The following is a 24,440-nucleotide window of genomic DNA, read 5'->3' as shown; positions in this document are numbered from 1 at the left end:
TTCTGCCCGGGTGGCGGGCGTGTTGTCAGTGGCAGGTGCGAGGATGCCCTCAGTACTGGCCGACGTGTCCGTGCGCGGTGGGGGGATCTGCGGTGGGGGGACCGCAGCACAGCCTCGTCCTCGTCGCGGGCGCCTGCGCGGAAGGGACCCCTGACGGCGATGCAGATCCGGCTGACCGTCGTAGACCCGCTGGGCCCGCCTTCGGAGCCGCGGGGGCGTGCCGCGGCCTGCGATGTGCTGGTCACCGCCCCCGCCGGGACGGCGCTGGCGGCGGTGGCGTCGGGTCTGGCCTCGGCGGTCGGCGGGGACGGGAGCGCCGCCCCGTCCGAGCGGAGCCGGGAGCTCGGCGGTGGTCCGGTCGTGCTGTACGCGGGCGCCGAGCGGCTCGACGGGCAGCGCTGCACGCTGGGTGAGCCGCCGCTGACCGACGGCGCGGTGCTGTCCCTGGGCGCCCCCACGGAACCCGGTCCGGACGTGGACGAGGACGCGGCCCAGCTCCATGTCGTCGCGGGCCCCGACGCGGGCGGCGTCCACCTCCTGCACGGCGGGCGGATCGACATCGGCCGCTCCGCGGAGGCGGACGTCCCGCTGGACGACCCCGACGTCTCCCGTCTGCACTGCGCGGTCACGGTCTCTCCGGAGGGCCGTGTCACGGTCGCCGACCTGGGGTCGACGAACGGTACGACGCTGGACGGCACCCGCGTCACCACCCGCCCGGTCGGCTTCCCGCCGGGCGCGCTGCTGCGCGTGGGCGAGTCCGCCCTGCGGCTGGCGCCCCCCGGCGGCCCGCACTCCGTGGGTACGGCGCCCGACGGGGAGGGACATGTCCGGGTGACCACCATGACCGGTGCGGGTGCCCGCCCCGATCCGGCGGCCGCCCGCGTCCCGTCCGTGCCGCAGGCCCGCACCGCGGACGCCTCCGGGCCGCCCCGCGGTGAGACCCGTCAGGCCTACGGATCGGCGCGGTGGGAAGCCGCCGGGGACGATCCCGGGACGCGCACGCACGGCCGGGCCGTACCCCCCGCCGCCCCTTCCGCCGCACCGGGCTCCGCCGCACCCTCCTCCATGCCCCCCGTCGTGCCGGAACAGGGCAGGGCGCCCGGGATCGAGAGCAGGCGGGCGGAGCCGTCCGGTCCCGGCACCCCGCCCGCGGGGGACGTCACCCGGGACCCGGCCGCTCCCGGCCAAGGCACCAGGAAGGGCACTCCCCCGCGGGGCACCGAGCTGCCGCCGGGTGTGCGCAAGCGGGGCGGCCTCGGGGCCTGGGCGCGCCGGCTGGCCGGAAGCCGGGGCGAGCCGGCGGACACCGGACAGGATCCGTACGAGTACGAGTTCGGGGAGTACGGCGCGTACGGGGAGCACGACAGCGCCGGGCCCACGGCGGACCGCGGCGCGGCTCAGGCGCCGGAGAGCTGGCCCGACCCCGCGGCGCTGCTGCTCACCGCGCTGGGACCGGGACCGCGGCTGTGGGAGCGCGGCCCGGGCCACCCGGAGGCGCTGACGGTGCGGCTGGGGACGTCCGACCGGGCGACGCCCCACGGTTCGGGGCTGCTGCCCGCCGTGCCGGTCACGGCCGGTCTGCGGGAGGTCGGCGCGCTGGGCCTGGCGGGACCGCGGGCGCGCCTCGCGGGGCTGGCCCGCTCGGTGGTGGCGCAGCTCGCGGCGCTGCACTCGCCGGACACCCTGGAGATCGTCCTGCTCAGCACCGACCGCTCCCGCACGGTCGAGGAGCGCACCGCGGAGTGGGCCTGGCTCGGCTGGCTCCCCCATCTGCGCCCCACCCACGGCCAGGACTGCCGCCTGCTCCTCGCCTACGACCGCGAGCAGGCGACGGCCCGCACCGACGAGCTCCTGCGCCGCCTGGAGGACCACCTCACGGACGCGGACGGCGGTCACGACACGCACTCACGGGGCGCGGGCACCACCGGCCCCGGCGCCCGCCCCCGGCCGTACGACGAGGCCGACCGCATCCCCCTGGACACCCGGGCGGCCGAACGGCGGCCGTCCTGGGCGCGGGACCAGGACCCGTCGGACGTGCGCGGGACCGGACACGGCGGCACGGACGGGGACCGGGACTTCGACGGGCCGTACACGCTGGTCGTCGTCGACGGTGACCCTGGGGGAGCCGATGTGCGGGAGGCCGTGCTGCGGCTGGCGCACGAGGGGCCCCGCGCGGGCATCCACGTGGTCTGTCTCGCCGAGACGCCGGCGGCGTCCCCCGCGTCCCCGGTGACGAAGACGTACGAGGCGGCCTGTTCGGCGTCACCGGCGTTCCGGGAGTGCGGGGCCGTCGCGCTGCTCAGCGGGGACGTGGCCACGGCGCTGCGGCTGACGCGGGTCGCGTCCGGCGGCCCCGTGGGGCACGGCACGGTCGCCACCGTGGACGCGGTGTCGCGGGCCTGGGCCGAGCGCTTCGCCCGCGCCCTGGCGCCCCTGCGCACGGACGGCGCGCACGGCGACCGGCACGCGCGTGTGTCCGCTCCGCTCCCCCAGGTCGCCCGTCTGCTGGACGAACTGGGGCTGGCCCGCGCCACCCCCGCCTCGCTGATGGCGCGTTGGGCGGACGCGGCGGACGACACGGAGGCGCTCGGCGGGCGCGGCCGGGCGGTCCTCGGCGCCGGTCCGCGGGGGCCGCTGGCCGTGGACCTCCCCGCCGAGGGCCCCCATCTGCTGATCGAGGGCCCGCCGGGCAGCGGCCGTACGGAGCTGCTCCGTTCGATCGCCGCGTCCCTGGCCGCCGCGGAGCGGCCCGACCGGCTCGGCATCGTGCTGGTGGACGGCCGGGACAGCACCGGCGGCCATGGCGCGGGACAGGGCGGCGAGGGGCTCCGGGTCTGTACGGACCTCCCTCACGTCACCACTCATCTCACCGCCAACGACCCGGTACGGATGCGGGAGTTCGCCCAGTCGCTGAGCGCCGAGCTGAAGCGGCGGGCCGAGCTCCTCGGGCGGCTCGGCTTCGCGGAGTGGCACACCCACCGGGAGGTGTCGGGCCGGTTCGTCGGCCAGCGGGCGGCCCGGCCCTCCCCCGGGGGACCGTCCGGCGCGTCCACCGGGGCCGCCGACCTGGACACGCCGCCCAGTGCGACGCTCCGGCTGCGTCCGGCGGCAAGCCGCGCGCGTGCCGAACCGGGGCCGCCGCTCGCCCGTCTCGTCGTCGTGGTCGACGACCTGGACGCGCTGCTCTCGCCCGCGCTGGGGTCGCCGGGTCGGCCTGCCGCCGGTTCGGTCGTACGTGCCCTGGAAGCGGTGGCCCGTGAGGGCGACCGGCTCGGTGTCCATCTCGTGGCGGCCGCCTCGGACGACGGGCGGGCGGCGGCCAGTGAGCCGGGGCGTTCCGCCGGGCTCCGTGTCGCCCTGGACCCGGTGTCGCCCGGGGCCGACGAACCCGCGCCCGGGCGTGGGCGGTTGTTCACGTCGGACGGCCGGGTCACGCCCTTCCAGGCCGGGCGGGTCACCGGGCGCATTCCGCGGACGGCCACGCTGCGGCCCACGGTCGTGCCCATCGAGTGGCAGCGCATGGGGGATCCGCCGGCGCGGCGGCCGGTACGGGAGTTGGGGAACGGGCCGACGGATCTGGCCTTGCTGGCCAGTGCGTTGGAGCGGGCGGCGAGGTCGGTTTCGGCCGCCGAGGTTCCGTCCCTCCTCTGACCCCGTTTCCCTCGCCCCCGCCGCCCCTACCCGACCCATCCCGTACCTGGGGGCTCCGCCCCCAGCCCCCCGCCAAGGGGCTGCCGCCCCCTGGACCCCCGCATCGCCCGAAGGGCTCGTCCTCAAACGCCGGACGGGCTGAAAGACATGCCCCCGGGCGTCAGCCCTTTCCACGAGGCCCCGCACCTCCAGCCGGTCCGGAACCATTCAGCGCGGCCTCACACCTCCAACCGTCCAGAACCATTCAGCCCGGCCCGGCACCTCCAGCCCATCCAGAACCATTCAGCGCGGACTCACACCTCCAGCCCATCCAGAACCATTCAGCGCGGGCTCGCATCTCCAGCCCGTCCGGCGTTTGAGGACGAGGCCGTTCAGGCCGACAGCGGGGGTCTGGGGGCGGCAGCCACCAGGAACGAGCCGGACGCCGACCTCACCACACCGGGCGTGCCTTTCAGCCCGTCCGGCGTTTGAGGACAAGGCCGTTCAGGCCGACAGCGGGGGTCTGGGGGGGGCGGCGGCCCCCGGGAACGGACGGGCCGGACAAGGACGGCGGCCTTGAGCCACGCCTCCAAGGGGCGCGGGGAACTGCGCGACCAGCCCCGCCCACCCGCACCCCTGGAACCACCCCCACACCCCAACCAGGCCGGCAGGCCACGTCACGACCCAATCACGATCTTCCCCTGGACACCGCAGGCGCTCTTGCCCCCCTTAAGGCCCCGGGCGTAGACCAGACCGCACGGGACAGCGCCGGACGTTCGACGAGGAACGAAGAACGGGGCAGTAATGCGCAGATCGCTTCGTACAAACAGGTCGCACACGCACTCGACGCACAGGGCCGCACAGGCCGCCGCGGTCGCCGTCATCGCCGGCGCACTCACCCTCACCGCATGCGGCGGCAGCGACGACAAGAAGAGCGACGACGGCAAGAGCGGCGCCGCCAGCGGCGACACGGCAGGCAGTGGCGGGAGCGTCAGTCTGCCCAAGCTCGACGGCGCGAGCCTGGAGGTCGCCGCCGTGTGGACGGGGCCCGAACAGGCCAACTTCAAGAAGGTGCTCGCGGAGTTCGAGAAGCGCACCGGCGCGAAGGTCACCTTCGTCCCCGCGCAGGACCCGATCATCAACTTCCTCGGTTCGAAGATCGCGGGCGGCGCGCCACCGGACGTCGCGATGCTCCCGCAGGTCGGCGCCATCAAGCAGGCCGTCGAGAAGAAGTGGGCCAAGCCCGTCGGCGCCGACGCCCAGGCGCAGCTCGCCAAGAACTACTCGCAGGGCTGGCAGGACCTCGGCAAGGTCGACGGCAAGCAGTACGGCGTGTACTACAAGGCCGCCAACAAGTCGCTGATCTGGTACAACACGAAGGTCTTCGAGAACGCGGGGGCCAAGGAGCCCGCCACCTGGAAGGACTTCCTCTCCACCGCGCAGACCGTCTACGACTCCGGGGTCACCCCCGTCTCGGTGGGCGGCGCGGACGGCTGGACCCTCACGGACTGGTTCGAGAACATCTATCTCTCCCAGGCCGGTCCGGAGAAGTACGACCAGCTCGCCCAGCACAAGATCAAGTGGACGGACCCGTCCGTGAAGGACGCGCTGACCACACTCGCCCAGCTGTGGGGCAACAAGAACTACCTCGCGGGCGGTCCGGACGGCGCGCTGCAGACGGAGTTCCCGGCCTCGGTGACACAGACGTTCACCGGCGGCGACCAGCCGAAGGCGGGCATGGTCTTCGAGGGCGACTTCGTGGGCGTCAACATCGCGGAGACGAAGGCGAAGATCGGCACGGACGCGAAGGTGTTCCCGTTCCCCGCGGTGGGGGAAAAGGCGCCCGTGGTCAGCGGTGGTGACGCGGCCGTCGTCCTGAAGGACTCCAAGGCGGCCCAGGCACTGGTCACCTTCCTGGCCTCCCCGGACGCGGCGACCATCCAGGCGAAGCTCGGCGGCTACCTCTCGCCCAACAAGAGCGTGGCGAACTCCGCGTATCCGAACGCCGTGCAGCAGTCGATGGCGAAGGCACTGATCGCCGCCGGCGACGACTTCCGCTTCGACATGTCCGACCAGGCCCCGCAGGCCTTCGGCGGTACGCCCGGCAAGGGCGAGTGGAAGGACCTGCAGGACTTCCTGAAGAACCCCAAGAACGTGGCGGGGACGCAGGCGAAACTGGAGGCCGACGCGGCCGCCGCGTACAAGGGCTGATCCGGCGATGACGTCGGCAACGGCGGGAGGGGTCGGCCCGACCCCTCCCGCGGCAACACGGCGCAAGAGCGTGACCGGTACCCGCAGGGCCGTGGCAGTGCTGTTCCTGCTGCCCTGTCTCGTGCTGCTCGGCGCGCTCGTGGTCTACCCGATCGGGTACTCGCTGGTCCGCAGCTTCCTCAACCAGTCCGGTGACGGTTTCGCCGGATTCGACAACTACAAGGCGTTGTTCACGGACGACGGCATTCGCACCGCGCTCAAGAACAACGTCATCTGGGTCGTGTTCGCGCCCACGATCGCGACCGCGCTCGGTCTCGTCTTCGCGGTGCTCACCGAACGGGTGCGCTGGGGCACGGCGTTCAAGCTGGTCGTCTTCATGCCGATGGCGATCTCGATGCTCGCCGCGGGGATCATCTTCCGGCTCGTGTACGACCAGGACCCGGACAAGGGCGTGGCGAACGCGGTCTGGGTCGGGGTCCACGACACGTTCGCGGAGTCGTCCGCGTTCCCGAAGGCCCACCCGGGGCGGCAGTCGCCGCTCCAGCCGGAGAAGGGCGGGTTCCTCACCGGTCAGCCCGTCAGGGCGGGGCAGTCCGTCGCCCTCCCGCTCGTCGGCGTCGCCCCGGACCAGATGCCCGGCAGCGCGAAGAAGGCCGTACGGGCCGCCGTCGAGCCGGGCAAGGTCACCGGTACGGCCTGGCAGGACTTCACCCGCGGCAAGGGCGTCGGCAGGCTCGGGCAGGTCGACCCGAGCGAGCTGGGCTACGCCGGCATGAAGGTCGAGGCCGTCAAGGACGGCAAGGTGGTCGCCTCCACGAAGGTGCGCGACAACGGCACGTTCACGCTCCCGGCCCAGGCCGACGGGGCCCGGCTCCGGCTCCCCGCGAGCAACTTCAAGGAGCCGTACAACGGCCTCGACTGGCTCGGCCCGTCCCTGGTCACCCCGGCGATCATCGGCTCGTACATCTGGATGTGGGCCGGTTTCGCGATGGTGCTGATCGCGGCGGGGCTCGCGGGCCTGCCGCGGGAGCTGCTGGAGGCCGCCCGGGTCGACGGCGCGAACGAGTGGCAGGTCTTCAGGAGGGTCACGGTGCCGCTGCTCGCGCCGGTGCTCGCGGTCGTCGCCGTCACCCTGATGATCAACGTCCTGAAGGTCTTCGACCTGGTCTTCATCATCGCGCCGGGCTCGTCCCAGGACGACGCCAACGTGCTGGCCCTCGAGCTGTACCGCAAGGGCTTCTCCGAGGACCAGCCGGGCATAGCGAGCGCCATCGCGGTGTTCCTGCTGCTGCTCGTGATCCCGGTGATGCTGTTCAACATCCGACGGCTCCGGCGGGAGGTACGGCGATGACCACACACGCCGGCACGGTCACCAAGACCACGCCCGTCACCGCCCGGGAGAAGGCCAGGACCTCGCTCGGCTCCCGCCTCGTGAACGGCGTCAGCGGCGGGATCCTACGCGTCTTCCTGCTGCTCGTCGGCCTGTTCTGGCTGGTGCCGACCATCGGGCTGCTGCTGTCCTCGCTGCGCAGGCCGGCGGACATGAGCGCGTCCGGCTGGTGGAAGGTGTTCAGCGAGCCCTCGCAGCTCACCGTGGACAGCTACCAGAAGCTCCTGGAGAACAGCGACATCACCAACTCGCTGCTGAACACGGTGCTGATCACCGTTCCGGCGACCCTTCTGGTCGTGGTGATCGGCTCGCTCGCGGGCTACGCCTTCGCCTGGATGGAGTTCCCGGGCCGCGACTGGTGGTTCCTCGGCACGGTCGGCCTGCTGGTCGTCCCCGTGCAGGTGGCGCTGATCCCGATCGCCGAACTCTTCGGGAAGATCGGCATCTTCGGCACCATCTTCGGTGTGATCCTCTTCCACGTGGGCTTCGGCCTGCCCTTCGCGGTGTTCCTGCTGCGGAACTTCTTCGCGGAGATCCCGCGGGAGCTGCTGGAGGCGGCCCGGCTGGACGGCGCGGGTGAACTGCGCCTGTTCGTACGGGTCGTGATGCCCCTCGGCGGTCCCGCGATCGCCTCGCTGGGCATCTTCCAGTTCCTGTGGGTGTGGAACGACATGCTGGTCGCGCTGGTGTTCTCCGACTCGGGCAGCCAGCCGATCACGGTCGCCCTGCAGACCCAGGTACGCCAGTTCGGCAACAACATCGACGTGCTGGCGCCGGGCGCCTTCATCTCGATGGTGATCCCGCTGGCCGTCTTCTTCGCGTTCCAGCGGCAGTTCGTGTCCGGTGTGATGGCGGGCGCGGTCAAGTAGCGGTACGGCAGGCGGATCGAGGGGCGGGCCGGACACCGGTTCGCCCCTCAGCGTTCACCCGGGGTCCCCCATATGCCACATCTGGCGTAACCAAGTCACCCCTTCGGCCGTTGCCGGGCAGTATGCCCGCGCCGACCCATGGATGTCCGTTGCCCAGGTTCAGTGTCATCGTCCCCGCGTACAAGGTTCAGGCGTACCTGCACGAATGCCTCGAATCCGTGCTGGAGCAGTCCTGTCCCGACCTCGAACTGATCGCCGTCGACGACTGTTCGCCCGACGCCTGCGGCGCGATCATCGACGAGTTCGCCGACCGTGACGCCCGGGTCCGTCCCGTACACCTGCCGCGGAACGTGGGCCTGGGACACGCCCGCAACGCCGGACTCGAACAGGCCACCGGCGACTACCTGGTCTTCCTGGACGGCGACGACACCCTCGCGCCGGACGCCCTGCACGCCATCGCCGGCCGGCTGAAGGAGACCGGCGAACCGGACGTCCTGGTCTACGACTACGCGCGCACCTACTGGTCGGGCGAGGCGGTCCGCAACCAGTTCGCGGCGCAGCTCACCGAGGAGGGCCCGGCGCCCTTCCGGCTCGACGACCGGCCGGGGCTGCTCAAGGTCCTGATGGTGGTGTGGAACAAGGCGTACCGGCGGGAGTTCGTCGAGCGCGCGGGCTTCACCTTCCCGCCCGGGTACTACGAGGACACGCCGTGGACGTACCCGGTGCTGACCTCGGCCGGGACGATCGCCACCCTCGACCGGGTCTGTGTCCACTACCGCCAGCGCCGCCAGGGCAACATCCTCGGCACCAGCAGCCGCAAGCACTTCGACATCTTCGCCCAGTACGACCGGGTCTTCGCGCACCTCGACGCGCACCCGGAACTGGAGCACTGGCGCCCGGTCCTGTTCCGCCGCATGGTCGACCACCTCTCGACGGTGTTCACCAAGCGGGGCCGGCTACCGCGCGGCACCCGCGCCGAGTTCCTGCGCGCGGCCCGCGCCCACTACCGCCGCCACCGCGCGCCGGGAGCGCCGGTCCGCCTCCGCACCCGTGTGCGGCACGGCCTGGTCCGGCTCGGCAACCACCGCACGTACCGGCTGCTGTCACTGGCCTCGCGCGTTCACAAGAAGACGCTGCGCCGCACCAAGGAACTGCTCCGCAGGGCCCGCGGCGCGGCGCTCCAGTTCCACTACCGCGTACAGCTCCGCCTCCCGCTGCGCGCCGACCGCGCCGTCTTCTCCAGCTACTGGGGGCGCGGTCACGGCTGCAACCCCGGCGCCCTGGAGTCCGCGTTCCGCGATCTCGCGCCGCACATCCGCACCGCGTGGATCGCGCACCCCGAACACCACCACACGGTCCCCCGGTCGACGCGCCGGCTGCGGCCGGGCACGGCCGGGTACTGGACGGCGCTGGCCCGCTCCAAGTACCTGGTCAACAACGTCAACTTCGACCGCAGGCTGGTCAAGCGGCGCGGCCAGGTCATGATCCAGACCCAGCACGGGACCCCGCTCAAGCACATGGGCCTGGATCTGCAGGACCGCCCGGCCGCCGCCCGCGGCACGGACTTCGCCGAGCTGCTGCGCAGCGCCGACAAGTGGGACTACTGCCTGTCCGGCAACCGCCACTCCACCCTGGTCTGGGAACGCGTCTTCCCCGCCGCCTTCACCACGCTGGAGTACGGTCTGCCGCGCAACGACGTGTTCCACCGGGCGACTTCGGCGGACGTCGCGCGGCTGCGCGAGTCCCTGGGCATCCCCGCGGACACGGTCGCGGTCCTCTACGCGCCGACGTACCGCGACTACCGGCGCACCCAGCGCCTCACCCTCGACCTGGAGCGCGTCCTGCGCTCGCTCGGCCCGCGTTTCGTCGTGCTGACCCGCGCCCACCACGCGTACGCGGGTCCGCTCACCGCCGTCGCCGGCGGCCGGATCATCGACGTCTCCGACCACCCGAGCGTCGAGTCCCTCTGTCTCGCCTCGGACGCGCTGGTCACCGACTACTCGTCCCTGATGTTCGACTACGCGGTCCTCGACCGGCCGATCGTGATCCACGCCGACGACTGGGAGGCGTACGAGGCCTGCCGCGGCACCTACTTCGACGTGCGCGCCTTCCCGCCGGGCGAGGTCGCGCGGAACGAGGACGAACTGATCGACATCTTCGCGGGCGGACACTGGCGCGGCTCACGCTCGGCCCAGCTGCGGGCCACGTTCCGCGAGCGCTTCTGCCCGTACGAGGACGGCTTCGCCGCCGAGCGGGTGGTGCGCCATGTCGTGCTGGGCGAGAGCGGCGGGCTGCCGCGGGCCGTCCCGCTGGCCGAGCGCCGCCCGGTCCCGTCGGCCGCCCAGGACCACCCCGTGCCGTCTCTCGCCACGGTGCCCGCGCCGGGTTCCCCCGTCCCCGTCACCGAGACCCTCTGAACCGGAGCAGGCATGCCCTCCAGCCCCTCCCGGCCCACACCGTCCCGGCCCGCCACCTGGCGTCCCGCCGGTCGGCCGGGGCGATGACACCCCTAGACCTCAGCTCCCTGTGAGAGAAAGAGCAGAATGCCCCGCTTCAGCATCATCGTCCCCACCCATGGAGTCGCCGGGCGGCTGGCCCTCGCACTGGACTCGGTCCTCGGCCAGTCCTTCGGCGACTTCGAGCTGATCACGGTCTGCGACACGCCGGACTCCCCGACGGGCGAGGTGGTCGCCGGGTACGCCGCGCGCGACCCCCGGGTCGTCCCGGTGCACTCGCCGCCGTCGGACGGGCTGAGCGCGGCGCGCAACACCGGGATCGGGGCGGCGGCCGGCACGTATCTGCTCTTCCTGGACGGTGACGACGTCCTGGTGCCGGGCGCGCTGGGGGCCCTGGACGGCGTGCTCCGCGAGGAGACCGACGTCCTGTACTTCGCGCACGAGCGGGTCCACTGGTGGGACGTCGAGACCAGCACGCCCCCGCTCCCGAGGACACCCGAGGGGGTCTTCGCGCCCGACCGGGCACCGCGGCTGACCGGTGTGCTGCTGCCGGCCTGGAGCGCGGCCTACCGACGGGACTTCCTGCGTGAGCGCCATCTCTCCTTTCCCCAGGGCCACTTCACGGACCTGGGCTGGGGCGGTCTGGTGAACGTCGCCGCCGAGCGGATGGCGGTGCTGCGCTCGGTCCTCGTACGCCATCTGCTGCGCCGGCAGGGCAGCCGGCTGAACGAGCCGGGCGAGCACCAGTTCCACCTGCTCGACCAGGTCGACCTGGTGCTCGGGCGGGCCGCCGGACAAGGGCTGTCCGAGGAGCGGAGGAGGGCGCTGTTCACCGACCTCTTCACGGCGGTGCTGAAGTCGGCGGCCCATCCCCGGCGGCTTCCCCTGAGCCGGCGCCGGGCCTTCTTCCGCCGTGCGGGCAGGCTCTACCGACTTCACCGCCCGGCCGGGTTCCGCCCCCCGACGGGCCGGATCGGGGTGCAGCACCGGCTGCTGGCGGCCGGGGCGTACAGCGCGTTCCGTGCGCTGCGCGGCGCCAATCAGCGGCTGCCGAGGATCTGGGCAAGGGTGCCGCGCCCCCGGCTGCTGCGCACCCGCACGCGGTACGCCGCGCAACTGCGCCGCCCGCTGGACGAGAACCTCGCGGTGTACTGCGCCTACTGGGGGCGCGGCTACGCCTGCAATCCGGCCGCGATCCACGCCAAGGCCCGTGAACTCGCCCCGCACATCCGGGGGGTGTTCCTGGTCGAGGCGGACGCGGTGGACGGGCTGCCCGCGGGCGTGGACCACGCGGTGATCGGCAGCGCCCGCTCCTGGGAGGTGCTGGCGCGCGCCAAGTACCTGATCAACAACGCCAATTTCGCGGACGGCGTCGTCAAGCGCCCCGGCAGTGTGCATCTGCAGACCCAGCACGGCACCCCGCTGAAGAAGATGGGCGTCGACCAGTCGACGTACCCGGTGGTGGCCGCGGCGACCGGCAGCTTCGCCAAGCTGCTGACCCGGGTGGACCGCTGGGACTACAACCTCTCCTCCAACCGGCACTCCACGGAGATGTGGGAGCGGGCGTTCCCGGGCACGTACGAGGCCCTGGAGTACGGCTATCCGCGCAACGACGTCTACTGCACGGCGACCGCCGAGGACGTGGCCCGGGTACGCGCGGAGCTGGGCGTGCCCGAGGGCAGGACCGCCCTCCTGTACGCGCCGACGCACCGGGACTACAGCACGGGATTCGAGTCCCGGCTGGACCTGGAGGCGTTCTGCGAGGAGATCGGCGACTCCTTCGTCGTGCTGCTGCGCGCCCACTACTTCTACGACGACGGCGGTCGCGCGGGCAGCGGCCGGATCATCGACGTGACCCGGCACCGCTCCTCGGAGGACGTCTGTCTGGCCGCCGACGCGCTGATCACGGACTACTCGTCGATCATGTTCGACTACGCCAACCTCGACCGTCCGATCGTCGTGTACGCGGACGACTGGGAGGTGTACCGGGAGACGCGGGGCGTCTATTTCGACCTGCTCGAGGCGCCGCCGGGGCCGGTGGCCCGTACCCCCGAGGAACTCGCGCGGGTGTTCCGCGACGGCTCCTACGCGGACGGCTCCTCGCGGGCCCTGCGGGCCGGCTTCCGGGAGCGGTTCTGCGCGTTCGACGACGGGCAGGCCGCCGAACGGGTCGTCCGCAGAGTGCTGCTGGGCCAGCCGCCCGAGGCGATCCCCCCGGTGATCCCGCTCGCCGAACGCCTTCCGGCTCCCGCCGCGTCCACCCTCGTAAGGAGCTGACGTGCCCCGCTTCAGCATCATCGTCCCCGTCTTCAAGGTGCAGGGGTTTCTGCGCGAGTGCCTCGACTCGGTCCTGGAGCAGTCGTACACGGATCTCGAGGTCATCGCCGTCGACGACTGCTCGCCGGACGGCTGCGGCGCGATCCTCGACGAGTACGCGGCCCGCGACCCGCGTGTGCGGGTGCTGCACCTGCCGCGCAATGTGGGCCTCGGCCGGGCCCGCAACGCCGGAATCCCTTACGCCGGCGGGGAGTTCCTCTTCTTCCTGGACAGCGACGACACGCTCACGCCGGGCGCCCTGCGCGCCATCGCCGACCGCCTCGACGAGATCGCCGGCACCGACGGCCCCGAAAGCCCCGATGTGCTCGTGTTCGACTACGCGCGCACCTACTGGTGGGGCGGGACCCGCCGCAACGTCCTCGCCCATCTGCTGTCCGAGGCGGGCGACGGCACCTTCCGGGCCGCCGAGCACCCGGAGATCCTCGAACTGCTGATGGTGGTGTGGAACAAGGTCTACCGCCGCGACTTCGTCGAGCGGGAGGGCTTCACCTTCCCGCCCGGCTACTACGAGGACACGCCCTGGACCTTCCCGGTCATGCTCAGCGCCGAGCGGATCGCGACGCTCGACCGGATCTGTCTGAACTACCGGCAGCGGCGCCAGGGCAACATCCTGTCCACCACCAGCCGCAAGCACTTCGACATCCACGACCAGTACGAGCGGGTCTTCGCGTTCGTGGACTCCCGCCCGGAGCTGGCGCGCTGGCGCCCGTATCTGCACCGCAAGATGGGCGAGCACTGTCTCGACATCCTGGCCAAGCCGGACCGGCTGCCCGCCTCCGACAAGGGCGAGTTCTTCGCGCGGACGGCCGCGCTCTTCCGCCGGCACCGCAGCGGCCCCGTGCCGCCCGAACTGCGCGTCCTGCTGGGCGGTTACGCGCGTTACCGGGCCGGGCGGCAGGCGGCCCGCGCCGGCGGGGAGCTGGCCCGGCGCGGGCAGCGGGCGCGCTCGGCCGCGGTCACCCGGATCAAGCGCGGCTGGTCCGCGGCGCACGGACTGCGGCCGCTGGACCCCGGCCTGGCGGTGTACTCGGCGTTCTCGCACCGCGGGGTGCACGGCGACCCGGGTGCCGTCTACCGCGCGGCCCGTGAACTCGCCCCGCACATCCGGGGGGTGTGGGTGGTGCGAGCGGACCAGGTGGCGCTGCTGCCGCCGGGTGTCGAGCACGTCACCCCGGACTCGCTCGACTACCGGCGGGTGACCGCGCGGGCGACGTACTTCGTCAACAACGTCAACTGGCCCGGCTCCCTGGTCAAGCGCGAGGGCAGCGTCCACATCCACACCCACCAGGGGACACCGCTGAAGTACATGGGCGCGGACCTGCTGGGCAAGCCCGGTGCCCGGTACGGCTTCGACGTGCCGCAGATGCTGCGCCGCGCGGACCGGTGGGACTACAGCCTGGTCGCCAACCGCCACTCCGAGCTGGTCTGGGACCGCGCCTACCCCTGCCACTTCACCTCGCTGCGCACCGGCAGCCCCCGCAACGACCTCCTCGTGCGGGCGCGGCCCGAGGACGGACTGCCGGTCCGGGCGCGTCTGGGCATCCCGGCCGGCCACCGGGTGGTGCTGTACGCGCCGACGCGCCGCGACTACGTCAGGGGCGGCCACCTCGAGCGTGTCGATCTCGCCCGGTTCGCCGCCGACCTCGGCGAGGGCCACACCCTCGTCGTACGTCTGCATCCCTCGCTGGCGGACGGTCCGGCGCGCGGGGCGGGTCTGTCCGAGCTGCACCGGCGCGGGGTCGTGGTCGACGCGACGGACGAGCCGCACGTCGAGGAGCTGATGCTCGCCTCCGACGTGCTGGTCACGGACTACTCGGCCCTTCTGTTCGACTACGCCAACCTGGACCGGCCGATCGTGGTGCACGCCGACGACTGGGGCGCGTACGCGGCGAGCCGGGGCGCGTACTTCGACATCACGGCCGACGCACCGGGTCATGTGACCCGCTCCTACCAGGAGCTCGCGCGGTTGTTCGCGTCCGGGGCCTGGCGGGACGCGGAGTCGGCGCGGCTGCGCGCCGGGTTCCGGGCGCGGTTCTGCGCGTTCGACGACGGGCGGGCCGCCGAGCGGGTGGTGCGGACGCTGATGCTCGGTGAGCACGTCGAGGGACCGGCGCGCTCCGTCCAGGTGCCCGCGCAGGCGGAGCACGACGTCCTCACCTCGTCGTGAGCGCCCCGGTGGACGTTCTGCCGTTCTCCAGGCCCGCGCGGTTCTGGGTGATCGTCCTGGCCGCCGTCTTCGCCGTCCTGCAACTCGCGAACGTGACCGGCCGGGACACCCCGGACAGCAAGAACTACCTCTCGTACGCGCTGAGCCTGGGCGGCGCGGGCAAGCACGAGGCGGCCTCGCTCACCATCGACTACGTCTGTACCGGCAGGGCCTCTCTCGCACGCCGTGACCAGAGCGTCGACGTGCTGCGCTTCCACGCGCCGAGCCCCACCCGGCGGGTCTTCGAGGAGTGCCGGCGGGAGCAATGGGAGGGGGTGTCGAAGCGGCTGCGGGCCGGGCAGACCTCGGGACACACCGTGCCGTTCATGTCGGCGCGCTTCATGCGGATCTTCGAGGCGCGGCCCGGGTATCCGGCGCTGCTGGCCCCGTTCGTCACGGTCCTCGGGGTGACGTGGGGCGTGTGGGTGTCGAGTGTCCTCGTCACCGTCGCCGGGGGCGTGCTCGCCTTCCTCCTGCTGCGCACCCTGCGCGCCCCCACCGTCGCGGCCCTGACCGGGCAGGCGCTCTTCTACGTCCTGCCGTGCGGCACGACCGCCATGCGGCCGATGACCGAGGGCCTGCTGCTGGACCTGACGCTGGCCGCGCTGTGGGGCTGCGCGCTGGCGCTGGAGGGCCGTGCGCGGGCCGGGACCCTGCTGGTCGGGGGGTCGCTGGCGGCGCTCTTCACGGTGAAGCACTCGCAGGCGTTGTTCCTCGGGCTGTGTCTGACGGGCGCGTGCGCGGTGATCGGTGTGCGGCGCGGGGGGCTTCGCCGGCCGCTGCGCGGGCTCACGCCGCCGCTCAGGGGCATCGGCGCGGTGGCGGCCGGGGCGGTCGTCGTGACGGTCCTCGCGGCGCGGGCGCTGCGCTACCCGTCCGAGGCGGAGAGCCTCCAGGACCTGCTCACCGGACACTTCGCGGTCCCGGACCGCACCCGCCCGTGGCCGGAGTTCCTGCATCTCGAAGCCGACTTCTGGGTGGAGTGGCTGCGCCGCGAGCTGTGGGAGCCGTCCGTCCTCCCCGCCCTGGCGGCCGGGGCCTGGGGAGTGGGGCGGCGGCGTCCGGCGTTCGCCGTCCTCCTGCTCGCGGGCGCGCTCACCGGCGTCCTCAACCAGGCCGGGCATCCCGACATCACCATCTACGGGGACCGGCTGATCGTGCTGGTGTGGGTGCTGCCGGTGGTGGGGCTCCCGCTGCTGCTGGAACAGGCCGTACGGCCACGGGTGCGCGGTCTGGACACGGTGCCGGGACCGCTGCGATCGGACACCGGAGTCACCCGGTGAGGTGAAGGGCGGGGTGTGCGCGGGGTGTGCGGACCCGCCCGGACACCGCGGGGCGACGAGGGGCGGGTGCGCACGGAACACCCCGTGCCCCCCGCAGGCGCGGGGGGCACGGGGTGGGGTCGCACGGCGCGGTACTACTCGACGACGAGCTCGACCGGGATGTTTCCGCGGGTCGCGTTGGAGTAGGGGCAGACCTGGTGGGCCTGCTCGACCAGCTTGCGGCCGGTGGCCTGGTCCACGGAGTCGGGGAGCTCGACGCGCAGCGTGACGGCGAGACCGAAGCCCTCGCCCTGCTTGCCGATGCCGACCTCGCCGGTCACCGCGGCCTCGCTGACGTCGACCTTCGCCGCGCGGCCGACGAGGCCGAGGGCGCTGGCGAAACAGGCGGCGTAACCGGCGGCGAACAGCTGCTCGGGGTTGGTGCCCTGCCCGTTGCCGCCCATCTCCACCGGCACGGCCAGCTGGAGGTCGAGCTTGCCGTCGGAGCTGACAGCACGACCGTCACGGCCGTGGGTGGCGGTGGCGACAGCGGTGTAGAGCGCGTCCATGAAGACCATCCCTCTCAGGTGAATGTCCTGTCGGAGCGGCCGGTCCGGCCGCCTCACGGAGTTGATTAGAGCACACAATTCAATTGCACACAACTTAGTGATGGACGAGACGCTATCCTGTGGGCATGACCGCCATGCCGACCCCGCGCCCCCAGGCCCCGTCCGACGGGGACTACCTCCGTCTCGACCAGCAGATCTGCTTCTCCCTGAACGCGGCGTCGCGCGCCTTCGGCGGCGTCTACCGGGTGATCCTCAAGGACCTCGGGCTGACCTACCCGCAGTACCTCGTGATGCTGGTGCTGTGGGAGCACGGCGAGCTGCCCGTGAAGAAGGTCGGCGAACACCTGCGGCTCGACTCCGGGACCCTGTCGCCGCTCCTCAAGCGGCTGGAGGCGGCCGGTCTGGTGCGGCGTGAGCGCAGCGCCCTCGACGAGCGCTCCGTGCACGTCCACCTCACCGACGAGGGCACCGCCCTGCGCGAGCGCGCCCTGCAGGTGCCGCGCCGGATCGCCGCCGCGACGGGTTTCGAACTCGGCGAGATCCTCGACCTGCAGTCCCGCCTGGACCGGCTGACGGCCGCGCTGGACGACGCGGCCCGGAAGGAAGCGCCGGACCCCGCGTCAGGCCGGAACTAGACCCGCGCCAGACCTGCGCCAGACCGGCCGGAGGGCGGCCCGCGGGTCGCCCGCCGACGGCTGGCGCACATACAGGCGCAGGGTGATGCCCCGGCGCGCGTATTGCTCGCGCAGGGTGAACTCCGCGCCGATCACGGCGAGTTTGACCCGCTCGGTCGGGGTGTGCGGATGCCAGCCCGGCCGCAGCGCGAACGGCGCGGCGACCAGCCACACGTGGTCGAGTCCGGCGAGCCGGCGACGCAGTTCGGCAGGGCCCTCCTCCTCGCCGTACAACGTCCCGGAGGCCGTCGCGGAGGCCCGGAGCGCGACGTCCCGCGCCCCGCGGAAACCCTTCGGATAGGCCAGCGCGGACCGCCGCGCGAGCGAGGGCAGGAACAACACCGGGTCACCGGGGCGCAGTTCGCGCCCGGCGGCGGCGGAGACGGCGGCGAGGTTGTCGGGGCGCCGGCCGGGGGCGCGGTCCTGGCACAGCAGCGGGAACTGGACGGTGAGCGCGAGCGCGACCGCGAGGACTCCGGCGAGCGCGGCCACCGGCAGCCGCGTCCTCGTCCGCGCCGTCCACGGCGACCGCGCCCCCGTCCACCGCTCCCACGGCCGTGCCACCGCCCGGGCCAGCCGGTCCGTCCCGGCGGCGGCCAGCAGCGGCGCCCCCGCCAAGGCGTAGAGGACGTACCGCTCGTCGTACAGCGGCCAGAAGCGGGAGACCGTGATCAGCACCGCGGGCGGAAGCACCATCAGTGGCGCGGCGACCGCCGCGAGGGTCACCTCCCCGCGCGGCACCGACCTCAGCACCCCGAGGACGACAAGGAACAGGTAGGGCACGAAGACCGGTTGGGTCGGCCCGGTGAACTCCCGCAGCAGCCGGTCCACGCTCTCCCAGTCCGGCGCCGTCAGCCAGGCGACCTGCCCGGACTGCCCGTGCGAGACCAGGACCAGCGGCGACAGCACCAGCACCACCCCTCCCGCCGCGCGCCCCCAGCGCCGCCAGACCCGGCGCGGCAGCCGGGCCGAGGCCAGGGTCGTGGCGTGCGCGAGCAGCAGGAGCACCGCGAACTCGTGCAGCAGACAGGTGACGGCGACCGTCGCGCCGTACCCCCACCACACCCCCGTCCCCGCCGACCGCACACCCCTGACCAGGAGCAGCGTCGCCCCCGCCGCACCCGCCGCGACCAGCGCGTACGACCGGCCCTCCTGCGCGAAGTGCCCGGCCATCGGGGTGACGGCGTACAGCAGTCCCGCCCACAGGCCGACCCGTGGGCGGCACAGACAGACACCGAGGGCGGCGACGAGGCCCGCGGCGGCGGCGGCGCCGCAGACCGAGGGGAGCCGGAGCGCGACCTCACCGGGGTCGGAGGCGAGGACGGCGTGCATGAAGAGGTAGTACAGGCCGTGCACCGCGTCCACGTGGTGCAGCAGATGCCAGATCTGCGGAACCGAGCGTCGCGCGACCTGGAAGGTGGCCGCCTCGTCGCGCCACATGCCGCCGCGGTCGAGCCCCCAGAGCCCGAGCGCGAGCATGACGAGCACGGGCAGCAGGACCGCCACGACCTCCGCGACGACCACCGGACGGCCGGCTCCGGACCGCTTCATCAACACCCTCACCCTGAGACCGATTTAATACTATTAGCCAACCTTTAAAGGGTCCTGACGGCGTATCGCCGCCCCTGAGGCATTCAGGAAGCTTACGATCCGGCATTGATGAGCGTTTACCTGAGCCCCCGACACCGCCTGTTCTCCCTCGCCGCCGCCTGGGCCGTCACCCGCGCCCTGATGCTGTGGCTGCTCGCGCACGACGACCTCGCCGTGCTCGGCGGCGGCGGGGTCTCGCGGGAGGTGAGCCATCTGTACTTCCGCTGGTACGGCGTCCTGTCGCACGGCGCCTGTCCGGCGGGCGACCGGCTGTGGCAGTACCCGCCGGGCGCGGGCGCGGTCCTGCTCTCGCCCGCGCTGCTGCCGGGCCTGACCTACCCGCAGGCCTTCGTCGCCCTCACACTCCTCGCGGACGCCGTGATCGCCGTGGCACTCGTGCGCGCGGGTTCCCGGGCGGGTCGCAGCCTGCGGGGCGCGACGCTGTGGACGCTGGGCCTGCCGCTGCTGCTGCACGTGCCGCTCGCCCGTTACGACGTACAGGTCACGGCGTTCGCGGTGATCTCCCTGCTGGCCCTGCCGCGCTCCCCGCGCGCGGGCGGCGTGTTCGCCGCCTGCGGCGCCCTGGTGAAGGTCTGGCCCGCACTGGCCCTGCTGGGCACACCGCGCGGCCGTACGACCCGGGAGGCCTGGACGTCGGCGGCCGTCGCGGCGGCCGTCCTGCTCGCCGTTCTGACGGCGGCCTTCAGCGACCCCTTCGACTTCCTGCGCCAACAGGGCGGCCGGGGCGTGCAGATCGAGTCGCTCGGCGGCACGGTCCTCGGTTTCGCGCGCCACGCGGGCTGGCAGGGCAGCGTGCGCTACCAGTACGGCGCGATGGAGTTCGTGGGCCCGCACGTCCCCACGGTCGCGGCGGCCTCGCTCGCGCTCACGGCCGTCTGCTTCGGGCTCCTGCTGCTGTGGCGGGTGCGCGCGCGCCGCTGGACGCTCGCCACCCCGAACGACGCGGCGCTCGCCGCCGTGCTGCTGTTCACCGTGACCAGCCGGGTGATCAGCCCCCAGTACATGGTGTGGCTGCTCGGCCTGTCCGCCGTCTGCCTGACCTCGCGTCACACCACCCAGCGCCCGGTCGCCGCGCTGATCGTGGCGGCGACCGCGGTCAGCTCCGTGGTCTACCCCGCTCTGTACGAGGAGGTCACCCGGAGCACCTGGACGGGCTGCCTGCTGATGCTCGTACGCAACGGTCTGCTGGCGACGGCCGCCGCGCTGTCCTTCACCCGGCTGTGGCGTTCCGGCCTCCCCGCGGCGCAACGGCCCGAGCCCGCCGCGGCCGTCGGGGACCCGCAGCCGGCTCCCGCCGTCTCCCCCACCGGGCACTGAACACCTCTTAACGGAACATATCTGCCATCACCTACGATTTCGGCCAGTGAATCCATGAAGCCTCAGCACGCGCAGGTCTGTGTCGTCGTCATCGGGTACAACGACGCCGCCCACGTGACGGACGCGGTGCGCTCGGCACTCGCGCAGGGCCCGGCCGTCCGGGAGGTGCTCGCGGTCGACGACCGGTCGACCGACGGGAGCGCCGGTCTGCTCGACCGCCTCGCCGCCGGCGAGCCGCGCCTGCGGGTCGTCCACCGCCGGGAGAACAGCGGCGGCTGCGGCAGCCCCCGCAACGACGGCATCGACGCGACGACCGCCCCGTACCTGATGTTCCTGGACAGCGACGACGTGCTGCCGCCGGGCGCGGTCGACGCGCTGCTCGGCGCGGCGCTCGAGCGGCGCGCCGAGGTCGCGGCCGGCCTGTGCGTACGCCGCGAGCTGCCCTCCGGGCGCGAGACCCCGTGGCAGGGCGCGCTCTACGCCGAACCGGCCGTGCTCCCCCACCCTTCCCGGCGGCCGCGCCTCGTCCACGACACGCTCTGCGTCAACAAGCTGTACCGGACCGACTTCCTGCGTGAGCACGGCGTCCGCTTCCCCGAAGGCCGCCACCCCTACGAGGACTTCGTGTTCACCGCGCGTGTGCTGGCCGCCGGGCCGCGCATCGCGCTGATCCCCGACACCGTGTACGTCTGGCACGTACGGCGCACCGCCGAGCGGCTGTCGATCTCGCTCGACCGCGCCGACATCGACAACTGGCGGGCCAGGACCGAGGCCGGCCGGGCCGCCCACGCGATCCTCCTCGACGCCGGCGAGAAACGCCTCGCACGCGCCTCGCACGCCAGGTTCCTCGACCACGAACTGCGCCTCTACGCCCGCGAGCTGGAGCTGCGCACCCCCGCGTACCGGCGTGCGTGGTGGGACCTCACACGCGCCCATCTGGGGTCGTTCGACGCGGCCGACCTCACCGTCGACCCGACCGCCCCAGGCCGCCTGATCGCCCGGGTCGTCCTGGCCTCCCCCGGCCCCCGTGACCTCCCCCGGCTCAAGGAGCTCGCCGCCCGCCCCGCACGACTGCGCCCGCCGTACGCGCGCGCCGCCGACGGCACACCGGTCTGGTCCGACGACCTCCCCCAGGTGACGCTGGACCACCTCCTGCTGCGGCCGGCGCGCGTGCTGCCGGCCGCCGTCGACGCCGAACTGCGGCCACGCGCGCGTGCGGCCCTGCTGCGACTGCGCCTGCACGACCTCTACGGGCGGATCGCGCAGGCCGGCCCGGCCGCGGCGGACGTCACGTTCTCGCACCGGGAGGAGGGGCGGACGGCCCCGAGCCTGAGGGTCGCCCTCGCGCCGGACCCGGACCGGGACCCGGACCGGGGCAGCTGGTCGGCCGAAACGCCGGTGGACCTGTCGGCGCTGGGCCACGGCACCTGGGACCTGCGGCTGCGGCTCCACTTCCGCGACGGCACGCACCGGGACGTCAGCGCCCACGCGGTCGGCGGCCCCGGCCTGCTGCGCCGCCGCGCGGTCCCCGACACCCGGTACGGCGTGCTCCTGGTGCAGCCTTACCGCACCCACGCGGGGGCGCTGGCACTGCGGCTGGCGCCCGGATGGCGAGGAATGACCGAAGTGGTACGCCGTCGCCTCGACCGCCTGCTTCACTGAAGGGCGACCATGTCACCGGTCCACGGCCACCCCGCCGATCCACGACCGGCGACACCGGCACGCCCGCGGCCGCTCCCGGCGGCACCACGGGACCTGCGGGACCAGCAGAACCTGCGGGACCAGCGGAACCTGCGACACCAGCACCGGCACCATCACCGGTCCACCGACGAGAGGACGACCGTCCATGACCTGGCTGATCACCGGCGGCGCCGGTTACATCGGGGCGCACGTCGTGCGCGCGATGCGGGATGCGGGCGAACAGGCCGTGGTCTACGACGACTTGTCCACGGGCATCGCGGAACGGGTGCCCGCGGGCGTACCGCTGGTGGTCGGCTCGACCCTGGACGCGGGGCTGCTGGCCCGGACGCTCACGGAGCACGCCGTCACCGGCGTGGTCCATCTGGCGGCGAAGAAGCAGGTCGGCGAGTCCGTGGACCTGCCGCTGCACTACTACCGGGAGAACGTCGAGGGGCTGCGGGTCCTGCTGGAGGCGGTGACGGCGGCCTCCGCCCGCTCCTTCGTGTTCTCGTCCTCGGCCGCGGTGTACGGGATGCCGTCGACCGCCGCCGGGGACCTGGTGACGGAGGAGACCCCGTGCGTGCCGATGAGCCCGTACGGCGAGACGAAGCTGGCGGGCGAGTGGCTGGTCCGCGCGACGGGCCGGGCGACGGGTCTGTCCACCGCCTCCCTGCGCTACTTCAACGTGGCGGGCGCGGCCACCCCCGAACTCGCCGACGTCGGCGTCTTCAACCTCGTCCCCATGGTCTTCGAGAAGCTCACGCAGAACGCGCCGCCGCGCGTCTTCGGGGACGACTACCCGACGCCGGACGGAACGTGCGTCCGTGACTACATCCACGTGGTCGACCTCGCGGAGGCCCATGTGGCCGCGGCCCGCGCGCTGGACGCCTCACCCGGCCGGGACCTGACCCTCAACATCGGGCGCGGCGAGGGTGTTTCGGTCCGCGAGATGATCGACCTGATCAACGCGGCCACCGGCTACGACCGCCCGCCGGTGACCGCGCCGCGCCGCCCTGGCGACCCGGCCAGGGTCGTCGCCTCGGCCGACCGCATCCGCGGGGAGCTGGGGTGGAAGGCGCGGTACGACGTCCAGGACATGATCACTTCGGCCTGGGCGGGGTGGCTGCGGCTGCACCCGGAGGCCGCACGCGCCTGACCCCTGACACCTCCTTCCCGTCAGGCCCCGGCCGACCCGGCCCGGACACCCGACGGACCTGGGCGCAGCCCGCCCGACGGAAAGGGGCGACCCGGCCCTCAGCTCCCTGCCACGACCGTCCGCGCGGCCTCGCCCAACCGGGGGAAGGTGACGCCGGTCAGCTCCTCGGAGGCCCGCCACAGACGGACGGCGGAGACCGGGTCGCTGGCCGCGGCCGAACGGCCGACGAGGGTCGGTCCGCCGCGCATCTCGCCGAACCCGTCCGGTCCGACATAGCTCGCGCCCGGCAGGTCCTGCGTGGCCGCGTACAGCGTGGGCAGCGCGCCGGCCCTGTTGTCCTGGGCGACGAACCTGTTGCCCACCGCCATCAGGGCGCGGCGCACCACGCTGGCGTCGTGGCCCTGGAGACCGGTGGCGGCCCAGCCGGGGTGCGCGGCCAGCGCGCGTACGGGCGACCCCGCCGCCGCGAGCCGGCTCTGCAGCTCCAGGGTGAACAGCAGGTTGGCCAGCTTGGACTGGCCGTAGGCGGTGATGGGCGTGTACTCGCCCGTCAGGTTCAGGTTGTCGAAGTGCATGTGGGTGCTGCCGGGAATCCGGTGGGCCCCCGAGGACACGGTGACCACGCGGTCGGTGATGTGCGGCAGCAGCAGGTTGGTCAGGGCGAAGTGCCCCAGGTGGTTCGTCCCGAACTGCATCTCGAAGCCGTCCCTGGTGCTGGCCTCGGGGATGTTCATGACGCCCGCGTTGTTGATCAGCAGGTCGAGTTCGCCCCGCCATGACGCGGCGAACTCACGGACGGAGGCGAGGTCCGCCAGGTCCAGCCGGCGCACCTCGACGCTGCCGTGGACGGTCCGGGCGGCGGCCTCACCGCGCTGCGGGTCCCGCACGGCGAGGACGACATGGGCGCCGGCCCGCGCGAGGGCGTCGACGGTGGCGACGCCGAGCCCGCTGTTGGCGCCGGTGACGACGGCGGTGCGGCCGGTCTGGTCACCGACGTCGCCCGCGCTCCACTTCTTCTTGCTCTGCTCGACAGCCGAGTCCTTGGTAGCCATGGCCTCAATGTAGGCGTCGC

Annotated in this window: 15 protein-coding genes; 12 read left to right on the top strand and 3 right to left on the bottom strand. The window is 73.2% G+C overall.

Annotation, left to right across the window (positions count from 1 at the left end; genetic code table 11):
- Positions 1-159: 159 nt before the first annotated feature.
- The 8 genes from OG199_RS25480 to OG199_RS25445 all read left to right on the top strand — a co-directional run bounded on the left by OG199_RS25480 (position 160) and on the right by OG199_RS25445 (position 16,382).
- Complete coding sequence (locus tag OG199_RS25480; protein WP_405831417.1) at positions 160-3,651, top strand: FHA domain-containing protein; 3,492 nt, start codon at positions 160-162, stop codon at positions 3,649-3,651.
- 783 nt (positions 3,652-4,434) lie between these two features.
- On the top strand, positions 4,435-5,841 hold the full coding sequence (locus OG199_RS25475) for an ABC transporter substrate-binding protein (RefSeq protein WP_405831415.1): 1,407 nt from the start codon (positions 4,435-4,437) through the stop codon (positions 5,839-5,841).
- 7 nt (positions 5,842-5,848) lie between these two features.
- A complete protein-coding gene (locus OG199_RS25470; protein ID WP_405831413.1) occupies positions 5,849-7,192 on the top strand; it encodes a carbohydrate ABC transporter permease in 1,344 nt (447 codons plus the stop codon).
- Positions 7,189-8,100, top strand: coding sequence for a carbohydrate ABC transporter permease (locus OG199_RS25465; RefSeq protein WP_402172133.1), 912 nt, complete (start codon positions 7,189-7,191; stop codon positions 8,098-8,100). The genes OG199_RS25470 and OG199_RS25465 overlap by 4 nt, the downstream gene beginning before the upstream one ends.
- A gap of 149 nt (positions 8,101-8,249) precedes the next feature.
- A complete protein-coding gene (locus OG199_RS25460; protein ID WP_405831411.1) occupies positions 8,250-10,517 on the top strand; it encodes a CDP-glycerol glycerophosphotransferase family protein in 2,268 nt (755 codons plus the stop codon).
- Positions 10,518-10,643: 126 nt separating this feature from the next.
- Positions 10,644-12,833, top strand: a complete 2,190-nt coding sequence (locus OG199_RS25455) for a CDP-glycerol glycerophosphotransferase family protein (protein WP_405831410.1) — start codon at positions 10,644-10,646, stop codon at positions 12,831-12,833.
- Position 12,834: 1 nt separating this feature from the next.
- Positions 12,835-15,060, top strand: coding sequence for a CDP-glycerol glycerophosphotransferase family protein (locus OG199_RS25450; protein WP_356804820.1), 2,226 nt, complete (start codon positions 12,835-12,837; stop codon positions 15,058-15,060).
- On the top strand, positions 15,057-16,382 hold the full coding sequence (locus OG199_RS25445; protein WP_356804821.1) for a hypothetical protein: 1,326 nt from the start codon (positions 15,057-15,059) through the stop codon (positions 16,380-16,382). Before OG199_RS25450 ends, OG199_RS25445 begins: the two co-directional genes overlap by 4 nt.
- Before the next feature lie 134 nt (positions 16,383-16,516).
- Here the strand turns inward: OG199_RS25445 and OG199_RS25440 are convergent, their stop codons facing one another.
- Positions 16,517-16,930 carry an organic hydroperoxide resistance protein gene (locus OG199_RS25440; protein ID WP_266699500.1) on the bottom strand — a complete coding sequence of 138 codons (414 nt, stop codon included), beginning with the start codon at positions 16,928-16,930 and terminating at the stop codon, positions 16,517-16,519.
- A gap of 125 nt (positions 16,931-17,055) precedes the next feature.
- Here OG199_RS25440 and OG199_RS25435 point away from each other — a divergent pair, with 125 nt between their 5' ends.
- Positions 17,056-17,565, top strand: coding sequence for a MarR family winged helix-turn-helix transcriptional regulator (locus OG199_RS25435; RefSeq protein WP_401804340.1), 510 nt, complete (start codon positions 17,056-17,058; stop codon positions 17,563-17,565).
- Here the strand turns inward: OG199_RS25435 and OG199_RS25430 are convergent.
- A complete protein-coding gene (locus OG199_RS25430; protein ID WP_405831407.1) occupies positions 17,551-19,155 on the bottom strand; it encodes a hypothetical protein in 1,605 nt (534 codons plus the stop codon). The two genes, OG199_RS25435 and OG199_RS25430, sit on opposite strands and share 15 nt — an antisense overlap.
- A gap of 108 nt (positions 19,156-19,263) precedes the next feature.
- Between OG199_RS25430 and OG199_RS25425 the strand changes: the two genes are divergently transcribed.
- The 3 genes from OG199_RS25425 to galE all read left to right on the top strand — a co-directional run bounded on the left by OG199_RS25425 (position 19,264) and on the right by galE (position 23,368).
- On the top strand, positions 19,264-20,532 hold the full coding sequence (locus OG199_RS25425; RefSeq protein ID WP_356804826.1) for a glycosyltransferase family 87 protein: 1,269 nt from the start codon (positions 19,264-19,266) through the stop codon (positions 20,530-20,532).
- Positions 20,533-20,586: 54 nt separating this feature from the next.
- On the top strand, positions 20,587-22,194 hold the full coding sequence (locus OG199_RS25420; protein ID WP_356804827.1) for a glycosyltransferase family 2 protein: 1,608 nt from the start codon (positions 20,587-20,589) through the stop codon (positions 22,192-22,194).
- A gap of 184 nt (positions 22,195-22,378) precedes the next feature.
- Positions 22,379-23,368: a UDP-glucose 4-epimerase GalE gene (galE, locus tag OG199_RS25415; protein ID WP_405831405.1), complete on the top strand. Its 990-nt coding sequence runs from the start codon at positions 22,379-22,381 to the stop codon at positions 23,366-23,368.
- Positions 23,369-23,466: 98 nt separating this feature from the next.
- Here galE and OG199_RS25410 read toward each other — a convergent pair whose 3' ends face one another.
- On the bottom strand, positions 23,467-24,420 hold the full coding sequence (locus OG199_RS25410; RefSeq protein ID WP_405831403.1) for an oxidoreductase: 954 nt from the start codon (positions 24,418-24,420) through the stop codon (positions 23,467-23,469).
- Positions 24,421-24,440: the final 20 nt, after the last annotated feature.

It is taken from the genome of Streptomyces sp. NBC_01176 (genome assembly GCF_045039825.1).
Lineage (GTDB): Bacteria > Actinomycetota > Actinomycetes > Streptomycetales > Streptomycetaceae > Streptomyces.
This window is presented reverse-complemented; position numbering and strand designations above follow the sequence as displayed.